This window comes from Streptomyces sp. NPDC017056 (assembly GCF_044332485.1).
GTDB lineage: Bacteria > Actinomycetota > Actinomycetes > Streptomycetales > Streptomycetaceae > Streptomyces.
Genome location: NZ_JBIRPD010000027.1, coordinates 32056 through 46547 on the forward strand (window position 1 = coordinate 32056; position 14492 = coordinate 46547).

General features: G+C 69.5%; 11 protein-coding genes and 3 pseudogenes. 6 read left to right on the forward strand and 8 right to left on the reverse strand.

Translation table 11 applies throughout. The features are described from left to right. The first annotated feature begins 426 nt into the window (after nucleotides 1–426). From ACH4OW_RS34975 to ACH4OW_RS34985, 3 genes and pseudogenes are all read left to right on the forward strand, one after another. On the forward strand, nucleotides 427–2928 hold the full coding sequence (locus ACH4OW_RS34975; RefSeq protein WP_398032197.1) for an ATP-dependent Clp protease ATP-binding subunit: 2502 nt from the start codon (nucleotides 427–429) through the stop codon (nucleotides 2926–2928). Between the two features lie 595 nt (nucleotides 2929–3523). After that, a pseudogene (locus ACH4OW_RS34980) lies at nucleotides 3524–4251 on the forward strand (transposase). 11 nt (nucleotides 4252–4262) lie between these two features. Beyond that, nucleotides 4263–4629: pseudogene (locus tag ACH4OW_RS34985) on the forward strand (IS701 family transposase); the annotation flags it as partial. On the opposite strand, the gene ACH4OW_RS34990 reads toward ACH4OW_RS34985, so the two are convergent. Further along, entirely contained in the window at nucleotides 4613–4978 is a 366-nt protein-coding gene (locus ACH4OW_RS34990) for a VOC family protein (RefSeq protein WP_398032198.1), read from the reverse strand. The pseudogene ACH4OW_RS34985 and the gene ACH4OW_RS34990 overlap by 17 nt on opposite strands. Nucleotides 4979–4988: 10 nt before the next feature. Then, complete coding sequence (locus ACH4OW_RS34995) at nucleotides 4989–5594, reverse strand: TetR/AcrR family transcriptional regulator (RefSeq protein ID WP_398032201.1); 606 nt, start codon at nucleotides 5592–5594, stop codon at nucleotides 4989–4991. Between the two features lie 369 nt (nucleotides 5595–5963). Between ACH4OW_RS34995 and ACH4OW_RS35000 the strand changes: the two genes are divergently transcribed. After that, nucleotides 5964–7091 (forward strand): hypothetical protein, encoded by a 1128-nt coding sequence (locus ACH4OW_RS35000; RefSeq protein ID WP_398032202.1) that lies wholly within the window; start codon nucleotides 5964–5966, stop codon nucleotides 7089–7091. Here ACH4OW_RS35000 and ACH4OW_RS35005 read toward each other — a convergent pair. Continuing rightward, nucleotides 7028–7249, reverse strand: a pseudogene (locus tag ACH4OW_RS35005) (hypothetical protein); the annotation flags it as partial. The gene ACH4OW_RS35000 and the pseudogene ACH4OW_RS35005 overlap by 64 nt on opposite strands. 697 nt (nucleotides 7250–7946) lie before the next feature. Then, nucleotides 7947–8894, reverse strand: a complete 948-nt coding sequence (locus ACH4OW_RS35010) for an AraC family transcriptional regulator (RefSeq protein WP_398032205.1) — start codon at nucleotides 8892–8894, stop codon at nucleotides 7947–7949. Nucleotides 8895–8976: 82 nt separating this feature from the next. Between ACH4OW_RS35010 and ACH4OW_RS35015 the strand changes: the two genes are divergently transcribed. Together ACH4OW_RS35015 and ACH4OW_RS35020 are read left to right on the forward strand one after the other, a co-directional pair. Further along, a complete protein-coding gene (locus tag ACH4OW_RS35015; RefSeq protein ID WP_398032207.1) occupies nucleotides 8977–9819 on the forward strand; it encodes an NAD(P)H-binding protein in 843 nt (280 codons plus the stop codon). A gap of 82 nt (nucleotides 9820–9901) precedes the next feature. Then, a complete protein-coding gene (locus tag ACH4OW_RS35020; RefSeq protein ID WP_398032210.1) occupies nucleotides 9902–11431 on the forward strand; it encodes an MFS transporter in 1530 nt (509 codons plus the stop codon). A 126-nt stretch (nucleotides 11432–11557) separates the two neighbouring features. Here ACH4OW_RS35020 and ACH4OW_RS35025 read toward each other — a convergent pair whose 3' ends face one another. From ACH4OW_RS35025 to ACH4OW_RS35040, 4 genes are all read right to left on the reverse strand, one after another. Beyond that, a complete protein-coding gene (locus ACH4OW_RS35025; protein ID WP_398032212.1) occupies nucleotides 11558–12271 on the reverse strand; it encodes an SDR family NAD(P)-dependent oxidoreductase in 714 nt (237 codons plus the stop codon). A 131-nt stretch (nucleotides 12272–12402) separates the two neighbouring features. After that, entirely contained in the window at nucleotides 12403–13428 is a 1026-nt protein-coding gene (locus tag ACH4OW_RS35030) for an NAD(P)H-dependent flavin oxidoreductase (protein ID WP_398032215.1), read from the reverse strand. Between the two features lie 26 nt (nucleotides 13429–13454). Continuing rightward, nucleotides 13455–13811 (reverse strand): GMC oxidoreductase, encoded by a 357-nt coding sequence (locus tag ACH4OW_RS35035; RefSeq protein WP_398032217.1) that lies wholly within the window; start codon nucleotides 13809–13811, stop codon nucleotides 13455–13457. 57 nt (nucleotides 13812–13868) lie between these two features. Then, the gene (locus tag ACH4OW_RS35040; RefSeq protein WP_398032220.1) at nucleotides 13869–14381 is read right to left on the reverse strand and encodes a sigma-70 family RNA polymerase sigma factor; all 513 of its coding nucleotides are present in this window, start codon (nucleotides 14379–14381) and stop codon (nucleotides 13869–13871) included. Nucleotides 14382–14492: the final 111 nt, after the last annotated feature.

Genomic DNA, 14492 nt, shown 5'->3' on the forward strand with positions numbered 1-14492 from the left:
TTCCTCAAGGTGTCGGCGGAGTTCTTCAACCCAGGCACGGGCCGCCGGCCCCCGCTGTTCCAGCTCTTCGATCCACGAGCCCATCACCGCCCCCAAGATCCTGCCGCAACCGCAGGGCACAGCTATCTGCGATCACAGCCCGCCTCAACGTCACTGCGATCCGGGAAGTCCCTGATAATCCCTGAAAGTCCCTGGAAGGGAGTGGCACCCGAGCCGGCTTCCCGGTGTCCGGCGGCACCCGGGGGGCGAGGTCACCCGAGTGGGCGAACGGGAGGGCGGCTGACGTGCGGGTGCACCGGTCGGCTTCCAAGGTGGGGTAAGGCCCGTACCCCGGCGGCCCCTGATGCCGCCGAGCAGCGTGTGTTCCCTGTCCACGGGTCCTTTCCCCATCGGCAACGAACGCGGGCCGGGTGCCCGCCGGATCGGATGACCGCTGTGACGACTTCGCCCTTCGGGTCCGGTGACCCGTTCTCGGACCTGTTCAACCGCTTCTTCGGCACCAGTCCGGCGGCCTCACCGCCGGCGGTCCAGCGGGTGCCCATCGGGCGCCTGCTCAGCGACGCCGCGCAGGAGCTTCTGGCGACGGCCAGCGGGCGTGCCGCCGAGGACGGGGCCGATCTGGACACCGTGCACCTTCTGTGGGCCGCCGCCCAGGCCGACCCGGGCCGCCGTCTGCTGGCGCAGGCAGGTGCCGATCCCGACGCGCTGGTGGCGCAGGTGGAGCAGTCGCTGCCGGCCGGTGACGGGGTGGAGGAACCGCGGCTGACTCCGGCGGCGAAGCGGGCCCTGCTCAGGGCCCACGCCAAGTCCCAGGAGGCGGGTGCGTCCTACATCGGGCCTGAGCACATCCTGGCCGCGGTCGTGGAGGACCCCTCGTCCGGTGCGGCCGGAATGCTGGGCTCGGAGGGTGCCGGAGCCCGCCGCGACCGCGGGGGCCCGGGCGGGGCCGGCGGCGGTTCGGCGGGGGGCGGGTCCAGTGCGACGCCCACGCTGGACGAGTACGGCCGCGACCTTACGGAAGAGGCCCGCGCGGGACGGTTGGACCCGGTGGTGGGGCGGGCCCAGGAGATCGAACAGACGGTGGAGATCCTCTCCCGGCGTTCGAAGAACAACCCGGTGCTGCTGGGCGACCCGGGGGTCGGCAAGACCGCCATCGTGGAGGGCCTCGCGCAGCGCGTGGTGTCCGGCGAGGTGCCCAAGACCCTGCGGGACCGGCGGGTGGTCGCCTTGGACCTGCCGGGGCTGGTGGCCGGTTCGAAGTACCGGGGAGAGTTCGAGGAGCGCCTGAAGAAGGTCATCGACGAGGTCACCGAGGCGCAGGAGAGCATCATCCTGTTCATCGACGAGATCCACACGGTCGTCGGCGCCGGAGGCGGCGGCGAGGGGGCCATGGACGCGGGGAACATCCTCAAACCCGCCCTGGCGCGCGGCGATCTCAGTCTGGTCGGCGCCACGACGCTGGAGGAGTACCGCAAGAACATCGAGAAGGACGCCGCGCTGGAACGCCGTTTCCAGCCGGTGATCGTGCCGGAGCCCACGGTCGAGGAGACCGTAGAGATTCTTCAGGGCCTGCGCGACTCCTACGAGGCCCATCACGGGGTGCGCTTCACCGACGCGGCGTTGGAGAGCGCGGCGGTCCTCTCCGACCGCTACATCACCGACCGGTTCCTGCCCGACAAGGCCATCGACCTGCTGGACCAGGCCGGGGCCCGGGTGGCGCTCCGCGGCGGCAACGACAGCCCCGAAGCGGACGAGGCCCAGGACGAACTGACCCGGCTGAACCGGGAGAAGGACGAGGCCGTCCACAACGAGGACTACGACCGGGCCGCCGGGCTCAAGAGACAGATCGACGAGACTCAGGAGAGACTTTCGGGCCTGGACGGCGAGCGGACACCCGTGGCGGAGGTCACCGAGGAGGACATCGCCGAAGTCGTCTCCCGGCGCACCGGCATCCCGGTCGCCCAGCTGACGGCCACCGAGCGCGAGCGCCTGATCCGGTTGGAGGAGACCCTGCACGCGCGGGTGGTCGGCCAGGACGAGGCGGTCACCGCGGTGGCGCAGGCCGTGCGGCGGGGCCGCGCGGGGATGGGCGACCCCGACCGTCCCACCGGCAGCTTCCTCTTCCTCGGGCCCACCGGTGTTGGCAAGACCGAACTCGCCAAGGCCATCGCCGAGATCCTCTTCGGCCAGGAGGACCGGCTGATCCGCTTCGACATGAGCGAGTTCCAGGAGCGCCACACCGTCTCCCGCCTCGTCGGCTCGCCTCCCGGGTACGTTGGCTACGACGAAGCCGGGCAGCTCACCGAGGCGGTCCGTCGCAAGCCGTACAGCGTGCTGCTGTTCGACGAGGTGGAGAAGGCGCACCCGGACGTCTTCAACCTGCTGCTCCAGGTCCTCGACGACGGTCGGCTGACCGACGCGCAGGGCCGTACGGTCGACTTCCGCCACACGGTCGTCATCATGACCAGCAACCTCGCCTCGCAGCTCATCCTGAACCACCACGGCGCCGTGGACGAGATCCGCGACGACCTGATGGCCGAGCTGCGCAGCCATTTCCGCCCCGAATTCCTCAACCGCATCGATGAGGTGGTCGTCTTCCACGCGCTCACCCGGGAAAACCTCGTGCGGATCGTCGACCTGCTGCTGGAGCGCAGTCGCCGCAGGCTGCACGCGCAGCAGGTCGGTCTCCAGGTGACCGAGGGCGCCAAGGAATGGCTCGCGGAGCAGGGCTACCAGCCGGAGTTCGGTGCCAGGCCGTTGCGCCGCACCATTCAGACGGAGCTCGACAACCGGCTGTCCAACATGCTGCTGGACGGCCAGGTGGGCCCCGGCGACACCGTTACCTGCGACGTGCGGGACGGCCAACTGGAATGCAAGGTCACACCCGGCAGCCGGGAGGAGAGCACCGAGCCGGCCACAGCGGGCTGACCACGGCCGACTCACGCCGGCCGAAACCCCTGTGGGCCACCGCCACCGACCACCGACACCGACCACCGACCACCGACCACCGACCACCGACGGTCCAGCGCCCGTAGGCCCCCTGCGGCCGGGCCAGGCCCCATCGCCCGGGGCAAGTGGCTGTCCGGTGCGGACCCATCACGATGCGGAGCATGTCGTCGAGCAAGTCTTCGCTCATGCTGCAGCCCGTGACCCTGACCACCCGCACCGGCTGGGCACCGGACGACGGCTCCACCGGCCACTCGGCGACCGCCCCCACCCGAACCGGACATCTCCACGCCCACCTCGGCCACCGTCTCCCACATCACCCGCAGCCACAGCCACAACTACGTCTCCAGCTCGGCCGCCACCGCGCAGTCAACTCCGCCATCTGCGACTCAAGCTCCTCCACCCGCACCCGGGCAGACGCCTCCCGGGCCTCCAACTCCCCGGGCAATGAGCCCATCAAAGTCGCCTCCCCCACCGCCACGGTAGAGACGGGAAAACCTCAACACACCTACTTAGACGTTGTCCTATGTGGTGAGGCGAAGTAGGACGTCAGCATGAGGCAGGGGCGTGGAGTTGGATCGTTCCGGGCGGGCTGTGGGAGATCGCGAAGCCGTTGCTCCCGCCGTCGAGGGTGCGGCCGCAGGGCGGCGGGACGCCGGACACGCCTGATGAGACGCTGTTCGCCGCGATCACCTATGTGCTGGTCAGCGGATGTGCCTGGCGGCAGTTCCCGCCGTGTTTCGGGATCTCGAAGCCGACCGCTCACCGCCGTTTCCTGACCTGGTCCAGAGCCGGTGTCTGGGCCGTCTGCACGAGGCCGTACTGCACCGCACCGATGACGCCGACCTCGTCGACGTCACCCGTGTCGTGCTCGACACCGCCCACGTCCGCGCCAAAAAGGGGGGCGAACGCACTGCCCCTGGTCGTCGGGATCTCCGCGGCGAACATCCACGACAGCGACGGACTGAAACCGATGGTGGCGGGACCCCAAACGCAACACGACCCGCACCGCGGCCGCTACTTCAAGCCCCAACGCCTCCACGCGGACAAGGCATACGACGCTCCCACCCTGCGGCGATGGCTCTGGGGCAAACACATCGGCGTCCGTGTGTCGCACACAAGGGCATCGAACCCAGCGAACGACTGGGACGTCGCAGGTGGGTGATCGAGCGCACCTTGTCATGGCTGACCAGCTACCGCCGCCTCAGCCCCCGCTACGAACGCCAGCCCTCCAACTACCTGGCCCTCCTCGGGCTGGCAGCCGCCCTGTGCTGCTACAAACGACTACTCCACCTCACCACGTAGGACAACGTCTTAGATGGCGGGTAGAGGAGATCTTTCAAGAAGAGGGCCCTCCAAAGCGAGAAGGGGCTGGCCGGGCTGGACGAGCACCAGGTCCGCCGCTGTTCCTCCTGGGCCCGCTGGGTCACCCTCGCCATGCTGGCCCACGCCTTCCTTGCCGTCGTCCGCGCCTACGAATACGCACACCGCCCCGCACCGGACGACATGAGCCCGCTGACCTGCAACGAGATCCAGCACCTGTTCATCAGTGCCGCTGTCCGACCCGGTCACGGGCCGGCCCACCGGCTCCGCTGGTCCGCCTGGCGGCGCCGCCATCAAGCCCGAGCCCGCGCCGGCCATTACTGCCGGCAAAGCCGGATGGCGGCTACCTGGGGGACATGACCTCGTAGAGGTTTCCGGCGTCATCGGTGAAGTACAGGCCGCGAGCGCACAACGGGTGGTCGATCCGGCCGTTGTCGGGCTCGCTGGGATCGTTGCCATAGGGCACCCCGGTGGAGTTCAGCCGCGCGAGGATCTCATCGAAGGACGAGGGGTCCACGTCGAAGGCCAGGTGGTGGCCGACCGGATTATCGACGGACATGAAGTCCAGCGTCAGGGAATCGTTGACTTGCACCGGCGCGAAATGCCGGTCTGCACCTCGATAGTCCAGTCCCATGACGGAGGTGAAGAAGCGCGCTGCTGCCTCGTTGTCGATGGCTGGAACGATGGTGTGGTTCAGCGTGATGGACATACTCTGCCTCTCAGATCTCAACTGGCTGGGACACGACGCCGTGCAGGAAGACGTCGACGAGGTCGCGCACTTCCACTTGCGGCGCTGGATCCGCCGGCTCGCCTCCAGTTGGCGGCCTGCCGGCCCCGACGAACAGGAGACCCAGGAAGATCAATGCTGCCTGCTCGGGAGGCAACCGCAGCGACTCCCGCTCAGGCTCGAAGAGTTCGGCCAGCGCCTCCCGAACGGGCAGGAAACCGGCCGCACGATCAGGTGGGGCCCCTGCGCTGCCGGGGCGGCCACTTCGTCCCCGCCCGCCCGTCGCATGAAGCGCCCCGACAACCGCGCCGACCCGGTCCAGGTGGGCATGGAGTGCCGAGGCAGCCTCGGTCAGCCGGTCGGCAAGCGGCTCGTCCATAGACACCAGGGCGAGTTCGTCGAGGGCGTGGGCCGGACTGAACGCCTCGGCCACGCACGCGTCCAGGAGTTCCTCCTTGTCCGCGAAGGCGCGGAAGATCGTGCCCTCCCCGATGCCCGCGGCCCGAGCGACCTGGCGTGTCGTCACCGCGCTGCCGTGCTCGATCACGAGGGGAAGCGCAGCACGAACGATCATTTGCCGACGGCTGTCGGGGTCCATCGCCGGTGCTCTTCGCCGACGGGGTGTGGTCGTCATGGAGGCAAGTATCGGAGTGAGTGCTCACTCCGGTCAAGGGATCGTCGCCACGGAGCGCCAACTCCACCCGATCGCGGACACCGGACGGGTGGTCGGTGACGCGGCATGCGGTGCAGGCGGGAGCGTTACCGGAGCGGGGGTTCGCGATGACACACGTGATCGTGACCTTGGTGGTGAGAGCAGGCCCTGTACTGGCAGAACGAGGAGATCTGGCCGTACCGCCTGCACCGGTCGGCGGGGGCGGCCAGCGTGTCACATGGCGCCGACGCCGCCACGCGGGGCATCCTGTGGGCACTCGCGATCATAGGAACAGCCGACGAGAAGGGTCCAGCAATGCCGGTACCGTCGCTGGGCGTTACGGTCGTGGCGCTCCTCGCGGACCCGGACGCGCCGACGGAGATCGCTCAGCGCATGGCACGGACACTTCCTGACCGGCTCGCCGACAAGTCAGGCCAGGGACGACGGTTCGACGTCGAGGTGGTCAGTGAGCCCTTCACCTCCGGGACCGAGGACCTGCCCACCTTGATGCGCCGGATCATGGACCGTGGGAGTGCGGAGAACTGGGACATCGTCGTGGCCCTCACCGACCTTCCGGTGCACTCACACAGGCGCAAGCTCGCTGTGAACCTGAATCTTGAACACGGCTTGGCGCTGCTCTCTCTTCCTTCGCTGGGGGGCCTGCGGCTGCAGGCGAGGGCCCGGCGGGCCGTTGAAGAGGCCGTGCTCGGCTTGGCGGAGCCGCACACCACTGGGGCGGAAGGACCTCCGCGAAGTCACCCGCTTCGGGGGCCCTTCGGCAATCGTCTCGCGCCTGTTCATCCGGACCAATCCGGTGAGGAGGAGACCGGCGATGTTCGGTACGTCGTCAGCGGGCCGCGCGGTTACGTGCGGGTGCTCGCCGGTATGGTCCGCGCCAACCGGCCTTGGCGGTTGGTGCCGGGCTTGTCGAAAGCCCTGGCGGCCACACTCGCCACGGGAGCAGTCGCCACTGTGAACTCCACGGTCTGGAGCCTGGCCGCGTACCTGAGCACGCCACGCCTCGTGATCGCCACGGTCGGGTCTGTCGCAATCATGATCGGCTGGCTGATCGTGGACGCGAACCTGTGGCACCGATCACCGGAGAGCTCGCCGGAGGCGAGGCAGCGGGCGGCTCTCTACAACGCCTCGACCGTCGTGACCGTGGGAATCGGGGTGCTCGTCTGCTACGCGGGTCTGATGGCCATCAACTTGGTGTGGGCGCTGTTCATCCTCAACGGCCAAGTGTTCGCTTCCATGACACGAACCTCGCTGCACGCCACGGAGTACTGGACGTTGACCTGGTTCGTCGCTTCGCTCGCCACCGTGGGCGGCGCCCTTGGATCAGGCTTGGAGAGCGACGAGGTGGTCCGGGCAGCCGCCTACTCCAAGCGCGAACAGGAACGTCGCAGAGTGCTGCACGAGGAGCACGGTGAAGCACGGTGACTAGGCAGTTTGTGTTCGGAACATCGGGCTGACCGGAGGAAGATGACCACGGTGTGGGGCCCGGCCAGGTAGGTGGTCGCGGTCTTCTCGTAGCGGGTGGCGATCCCGCGCCACGGCTTCAAGCGGTTGATGCACCGCTCGACGGTGCTGCGCTGTTTGCATGCCTCTCGGTTACATCGCTGAGCAGACCAATCATCGGGTCCGCAAGGTGGACACCAAGGGCGTCATCACCACGGTCGCGGGCAACGAGTTCGGCGGTTACGTGGACGACGGCGGGCCCGCAACGTCGACGTGGCTCTACAGTGATAACCAATGCGTCCGCGGGGTGATGTCCATGGCCCCACGGCCCCCACCCCGCCGACGGCCAGCACGTCACCGTCGTCCTCACCCTCGCCGACACACCGCGCGGCTCTGCCTGCACCACCGGAAACTGCCTGATTCGCACCTTCACCGCGCCAGCCCTGGATGAGGCGGTTGGCCTCACGGTGTACCGAAGCGCAGCAAGGTCGTGCCGAACCCCTCGAATCAGGCGCACCCCGAACGCAGGAACCCCCACTGGAACCAGCCGACGGGAGCCCCTCGCCTCTCACTGCTCTCACACGCAACTCACACGCAACTCACACGCAACTCACCAACAGCGTCGACGCACTCGGACCGGAACGACCTGACCTGTGAAAACAGCTCTGCCCTAGACCACCCAAAAGCCCGGGACTGGCCGCAGGTCAGGAGGGCATCGGCACCTGGCGGCTGCGCGCCGGCCTGACCAGCACACCGAAGCCCCCCTGGGTCTTTCCGGCTCGCCATGCCGACGAGACCGGAGGGAGGGCGTACAGGTTCTGGGGCTCTGCGGAGAATTCAGGCGGTGGCTTGTTCGCGAGATCGGTCGCGGTGTTCGGTCGGGCGGATGCCGAGCGTGCGCTTGAAGGCGGCGCTGAGAGCGTAGGAACTGGAGTACCCGACTTGGCGGGCCACGGCGGCCACCGTGGCATCGCTGTTCGTCAGCAGGTCGGCGGCCCTGCAGATGCGCCACTCGGTGAGGTAGGCCATCGGCGGGCTGCCGACGAGGTGGTTGAAGCGTTGGGCGAAAGCGGCCCGCGAGACCCCGCTCTGCTCTGCCAACCGGGCGACGGTCCAGGGGTACGCGGGATCGTCGTGAAGAGACCGCAGAGCCTGCCCGACCACCGGGTCGGCCTGCGCCAGGTACCACGCGGGAGCATCGGTGGTGGGCAGCTTGAACCATTCGCGCAGACTGGAGACGAGGAGCAGATCGAGCAACCGGTCGAGGATGACGTCCCGCCCGGGGACGTCTCCGCGGACCTCGGCGGAGATCATCTCCAGGGTGGGGCAGCCGCCGGGGAGCGCGGGGATGCGGGCAAGGCCGGGCAGTGCGTCGAGCAGGCGGCGCCCACTCTGACCGGCCACCTCGTAAGAGACCTTGAGGAGTACGGCGGACTCACCCGGGGAATTGCCGGGCCGGCACATCGGCAGCCCGGCGGCGAGTGCGCGCCCGTCGGGCGCGGTGCAGGCGCCCGGCGATCTCACCACGGCCCGGGGCGCTGTGGTCGGGGCGTCGGCGACGGTGAAGGGCGCGGGGCCGCGTACAAGTACGACGTCCCCGGTGTGCAGCGGTGCGGCGGCGCCGCCGTCGGGGGTCGCCCATGCCTGGCCGCTGAGCATGGTCAGCAGCGTCAGCTGTGTCTCCTCGGCGAACCGCAACGACCACGGCGGGCTGAGCAGCGACGGGCCGAACAACGCTCCGGCGGGGCGGACGTCGCGCAGCAGGCTCGACAGGGCATCTCCCATGCCGGACATCGTAGACGTACACGCATCGATTGCAGACAGACGATTATCGCCCGTCCAGCCATTCACCGGTTGGCTGAGCAACGTGTCTACTTCACTAACCACCCCATCTCCGATCCTGGTCACGGGCGGGACAGGCAAGACAGGCCGGCGCGTGGCCGCCCGGCTCGAACGGAACGGCGCGTCGGTGCGGGTCGCTTCCCGCTTGGGACCGGTGCGGTTCGACTGGGCGGACCAGACGACCTGGGAGCCGGCCCTGGCCGGGGTTCGTGCCGCCTACCTGGTCGACTCCCAGACGGCCGACGCCCCTGCCGAGGTTCGCGCCTTCACCGAACTCGCCACCCGGTACGGCGTCGAACGGCTGGTCCTGCTGTCGGCAAGGGCTTGGGCCGAGATGGACGGCCGGGCCGGACTCGCCGTCGAGGACGCGGTGCGGCACGCCGCAGCGGCGTGGACGATCCTGCGGCCGTCGTGGTTCGACCAGAACTTCAGCGAGGACGAGGTCATCGGCGCCGCGATCGCCGAAGGAGAACTGCGCCTGCCCACCGGAACGGGGCGCGAGCCGTTCATCGATGTCGAGGACATCGCGGAGGTGGCCGTCGCCGCGCTGACCGGTGACGGCCATGCCGGAAGGATCTACGAGTTGTCCGGCCCGAAGGCGTTGACATGGGGCGAGGCCACCGCCGAGATCGCACGGGCGAGCGGCCGGACTATCCGCTTCACTCCGATCAGTGACGAGCGGTACCGCGTCGAGATGGCGGCGGCCGGGTTGCCCGATGACCACATCGAGATCACTTCGACGCTGTTCGCCCATATCCGGCACGGCCGCGGTGCCGCGCTGTCCGACGGCGTACGGCGCGTACTCGGCCGTGAGCCCGCCGGCTTCGCCTCGTACGCCCGGCGCCTGGCGGAGGCCGCCGATGCCTAGCCCTGCCCGCCGGCCGCCGATGTCCGGCCCTGGCCGCCGGTCGTGGGCCGGTCTGGCCGTTCTCCTCGTGCCGACCCTGCTGATGACTGTTGACCTGGGTGTCCTGTGGCTGGCGACGCCCGAACTGGCGGCCGATCTCGGACCGTCCAGCACCCAACTGCTGTGGATCAACGACGTGTACGGCTTCGCTGTCGCGTCCCTGCTGGTCCTGTCCGGAAATCTCGGCGACCGCTACGGACAGCGCAGGCTCCTGCTGTCCGGCATCTGCGCCTTCGTACTCGCCTCGGTGACAGCCGCCTACGCCCCCGGGCCCGGAGTGCTGATCGCCGCCAGGGCGGTACTCGGAGCGGCCGGAGCAGCCATCCTCCCGGCGACGCTGTCGCTGATCAGCCACATGTTCACCGATCCGGCCGCGCGGGCGCGGGCCATCGCCCTGTGGGTGACGGCCCTGTCGAGCGGTATTGCTGTCGGGCCGGTCGCCAGCGGCGTCTTGCTGGAGCACTTCTGGTGGGGCTCGGTGTTTCTGGCTGCCGTTCCGGTCATGGCACTCGTCCTGGTCGTCGCTCCGGTGCTGGTGCCCCGGCAGGTGAACGCCGAGACCCGGCGGCTCGACTGGATCGGTGCCCCCTTGCTCCTGCTCACCGTGCTGCCACTGGTCTACGCGATCAAGAGCCTGGGCGAGCACGGCCCCGTGCCGCGGGTGTTCGCGGCGTTGGCCGCAGGGCTGGCCTTCGGCGTGACTTTCCTCCGACGCCAGCGTCGCGTCGCAGCGCCGCTGTTGGACGTACGGCTCTTCGGCGACCGCACGTTCACCGCCGCCCTGGTGCTGATGTTCCTCGGGCTGGCCGCGATGAACGGTGTGGAGTACCTGCTGCCGCAATACCTCCAGATCGTCACCGGTGCCTCGCCCCTCAAGGCCGGTCTGCTCATGGTTGTCCCCGCCGCCGGGCTGGCCGTGGGCTCACAACTCACCCCCGTACTGACGCGACGTATCCGCCCCGCACTCGTGATCGCCGCGGGTGCGGCCCTGGCGGGTACGGCGTTTGCCGTGATGGCTATACTCCCGGCCGACGGCTCCGGGGCAGTGCCGGCGATCGGCGCGGCAACCGCCATGGTGGTCGGGCTGGCCCCGATCACCGTTCTCGGCACCGGCATAGCCTCCGCAGCCGCCCCGCCTGGCAAGAACGGCCAGGCCAGCTCGGTCGGGCAGACCGCCTACGAACTCGGCCTCGCCTTCGGCATCGCTGCCACCGGCAGTCTGATGGCGTCGGTGTACCGACGCCAGGTGCATGCCGGCGCCCCGGCGGACGCGCCCGCGGACGCCGTATCGCAGGCGGCCGGCAACCTCGGCGGCGGCCTCTCCGTCACTGAGCGCCTTCCCGGAGAACTGGGCCAGTCGATGGCCGCTGCCGTGCGCACTGCATTCACCTCCGGGCTGCACGCCGCCGCGATCGTCAGCAGCGCCCTGTCCGCCGCGTTGATCGTGTTCGTACTCCTGCTACTGAAGCGAGTGGCCCCCACCGGCGCACCACAGAACGCGAGTTCGGAGACGACCCGGCAGGCGCCGGCAGTCCGCGAGACGGTCGGACACGCCATGCAGCCACCTCGATGACGACGAGCGCACCTGTCCTTGTGCAGGGCATCGATCATACGGAACCAGCAGACCGGCCGTTTATCGGAGCGCTGCCCCCGTTGCGTCCGCGACATGAGCGATGCGCAGCGGGGGCAGGAAACGAGGTCAGTGGCCGGCGCTCTGGCCGCCGTCGACGTGGAGGATCTCGCCGGTGACGTACGGGGCGTTCTCCAGGTAGAGCACCGCGCCCACGATGTCGCTCACCTCGCCCAGGCGGCCGGCCGGAATCAGGGCGCTGAGGGCCTCGTGCGTCTCCTCGGGGTTCATAGGGGTCTTGATGATGCCCGGCGACACGGCGTTGGCCCGGATACCGCGCCCGGCGTACTCGACGGCCAGCGACTTGGTGGCGGATTGCAGGCCGCCCTTGGTCAACGAGGTCAGTACGGAGGGGACGTGGGAGTCGGCGTGGTCGACCAGGCTGGAGGTGATGGTGACGATGTGGCCGGTGCCCTGGGTGAGCATGCGCTCGACGGCCAGTTGGGTGAGGTGGAAGAAGCCGGTCACGTTCACGCCGAGCACCGTAGCGAACTCGTCCCGGGTGTAGTCGGTGAAGGGCTTGGCGAGGAAGGTTCCCGCGTTGTTGACCAGGGTGTCGATGCGGCCGAACCGCTCCGCTGCCGTACCGATGACCCGCTCGGCTGTCGCGGGGTCGGAGATGTCACCCTGAACGGTGACGAGTTCCGGGTCAGCGGAGGCGGCGACGGTGCGCGAGGTGGCCACGACGAGGCGGCCGAGCTTGCGGTAGGCAGCCACCAGTTCGGCGCCGATGCCTTGCGACGCGCCCGTGATGACGGCGACCTTCTTGCCCTGGGAACTCATGATGACCTTCCGGAACGGGTAATGTTCCGACCGGTCCTGGGCGGGCGACCGGCCGTTCTTGTGAGATGCCGGGGAGCGAGCGGGGAACCGGGGAGGCGGAGTCGTCCTGGCGCGTTCGTCCCGTGAGCCGCTCAGGGCTGCCGCTGTCGTCGGGTCGTCAGGACGCGTTCGGCCTCGCTCATGACCTCCCGGACGATGTCTCCGGCGGGCCTGATGTCGTGGACAAGCCCGACGCCCTGCCCCATCAGCCAGGGCATCTCCTCCCAGTCGGCCTCCGTCCCCGGCACCGGCGGCAACACGTTGAACTTGCGCAGCACGGTCCGTTCGCCCTGGAAGACCGTGGTGCCGACCTGTTCCAGCGAGTCGCGGTCGGCCGGCACCTCGTCCAGCCGGTGGTTCCACTCGGCCACCACGCGGTCACGCTGCACCCGCATCGGGTTGAAATCCGGCCACTCGGGGCCGAAGATCCCGCTGCGTACCGTGTCCTCACCCCGTGAGGCGATCAGTCGGCGGTGGTGTTCGGGGTGGACCTGCGCCTCGCGTGAAGCGACCAGACGCGTCCCCACCCACACGCCGTCGGCGCCCAGGCACAGCGCCGCGGCGACCTGGCGTCCGTCGGTGATCCCGCCTGCGGCGAGGACGAGGGCGCGGTCGGCCACGGCGTCCACGACGGCAGGCACGCCGACCATGGTGGGGAGCCCTCCGTAGTTGTGCCCGCCGGCCTCCCAGCCCTGGGCGACGACGACCTCCACACCCTCGTCGACCGCCTGCCTGGCCGCGTCGGCAGAGCCGACCTGCTCCCATACCGACACTCCCGCCTCGCGCAATTGCTTGAGCTGGTCGGCCGGCGGGTGGCCCCAGTGGAAGGAGACGATCGGCACCCGCTCCTCGGCACAGACGCGGACGTGCTCGGTGTTGTCGAAGTACGTGATGAGGTTGATGTGGAACGGGGCGCTGCCCACGCCCTTCCGGATCTGGTGGATGACCTGCCGGAGCGTGTCCGGAGGCATGAGTCCGGCGCCCACCGCGCCGATGCCGCCCGCGTCGGAGACGGCCACCGCCAGCTCGGACGTACCGCCCGCGAAGGCCATCCCGGCACAGACGAACGGGTACGGGACGGCGAACCTCTCGGTGAGTCTGGTGGAGAGCACACTCATGTCGGCTTCCTCCCTGAGCTCTGCCTCTAGTGGCGGGTGCGCAGCGGGTCAGCGGCGCGCTCGGCCGCGGCGTACACGGTGGCGATGGTGTACAGCGACGGAATGGACGGGAAGACCGACGCGTCCGTGATCCGCAGCCCCTCGATCCCGTGGACGCGAAGGTCGGGGCCGACGGCCGAGAGCGGGCCCTCGCCCATCCGGCAGGTTCCCACCGGGTGGCAGTAGGAGGCCAGTGTCCGGCGCAGATGTGCGCGGACCGCCTCGTCGTCCTCCGTGTCCGGAGCGGCGCTCGCGAGGCGTACGGTGCTCGCGAGGCGTGCGGTGCCGCGGGTGCGCGGGTGCGCGGGTACGCGGGTGATGGTCCCGCAGGCCGGTGCCCACATGTCCCCGCCCTCGCAGCACCGCCGCATCGCCACTGCGCGGCGGTCTGAGCCGGAGCTTCAGGCCGCCAGGACGCCCCGCTCTTCCAGGGCCCGGCGCAGCGCCCGCATCGCGTAGTGCGCCCGGGACTTGACGGTGCCGCCTGGTATGCCCACCGCCTTTGCCGTCTGCGGCACGCTGCGGCCCATGAAGTGCAGGTGCAGCAGTACCTCGCGGTGCACTCGGCTGAGGCTCGCCATGGCTTCCACCACGACTTGGGCCGTGAGCACCTGGTCGACCCCGTCGGGCGTGGGCGGCAATGCGACGTCCAGGTCGGGGACCTCCGGTGGGCGCGTCCGCCGGGCCCGGTCACCGTCGATCACCAGGTTGCGGATGACGGCGAAGAGCCACGAGCGGATCGCCCCGGTGGTGGGGTCGAGTTCGGCGGCGTGTTTCCAGGCACGGATGACCGCCTCTTGTACGACGTCCTCTGCGCGGTGCAAGTCGCCCGCCAGCAGCCGCGCGCCGAAGCGCAGGAGGACCGCGCCGTGCTGTTCGTAGACGGCGCGGAGAAAGCCCTCGTCCTCGTCCATCGGTAATCGTCGGTCGCTGACCGGTGCAGCGTCGCCCGGCACGGCTGGTGCGCACGTCATCATGGTCCGTTTCCTCAAGCTGCGGTCGCTTGTTCCAGGTGGCGCCAGCGT

Excerpts from the sequence above, each read along its gene's own strand:
- ACH4OW_RS34975 (WP_398032197.1), top strand. The coding sequence starts at position 427 with ATGACCGCTGTGACGACTTCGCCCTTCGGGTCCGGTGACCCGTTCTCG.
- ACH4OW_RS34990 (WP_398032198.1), bottom strand. The coding sequence starts at position 4,978 with ATGTCCATCACGCTGAACCACACCATCGTTCCAGCCATCGACAACGAG.
- ACH4OW_RS34995 (WP_398032201.1), bottom strand. The coding sequence starts at position 5,594 with ATGGACCCCGACAGCCGTCGGCAAATGATCGTTCGTGCTGCGCTTCCC.
- ACH4OW_RS35000 (WP_398032202.1), top strand. The coding sequence starts at position 5,964 with ATGCCGGTACCGTCGCTGGGCGTTACGGTCGTGGCGCTCCTCGCGGAC.
- ACH4OW_RS35010 (WP_398032205.1), bottom strand. The coding sequence starts at position 8,894 with ATGGGAGATGCCCTGTCGAGCCTGCTGCGCGACGTCCGCCCCGCCGGA.
- ACH4OW_RS35020 (WP_398032210.1), top strand. The coding sequence starts at position 9,902 with ATGACTGTTGACCTGGGTGTCCTGTGGCTGGCGACGCCCGAACTGGCG.
- ACH4OW_RS35025 (WP_398032212.1), bottom strand. The coding sequence starts at position 12,271 with ATGAGTTCCCAGGGCAAGAAGGTCGCCGTCATCACGGGCGCGTCGCAA.
- ACH4OW_RS35030 (WP_398032215.1), bottom strand. The coding sequence starts at position 13,428 with ATGAGTGTGCTCTCCACCAGACTCACCGAGAGGTTCGCCGTCCCGTAC.
- ACH4OW_RS35035 (WP_398032217.1), bottom strand. The coding sequence starts at position 13,811 with ATGTGGGCACCGGCCTGCGGGACCATCACCCGCGTACCCGCGCACCCG.
- ACH4OW_RS35040 (WP_398032220.1), bottom strand. The coding sequence starts at position 14,381 with ATGGACGAGGACGAGGGCTTTCTCCGCGCCGTCTACGAACAGCACGGC.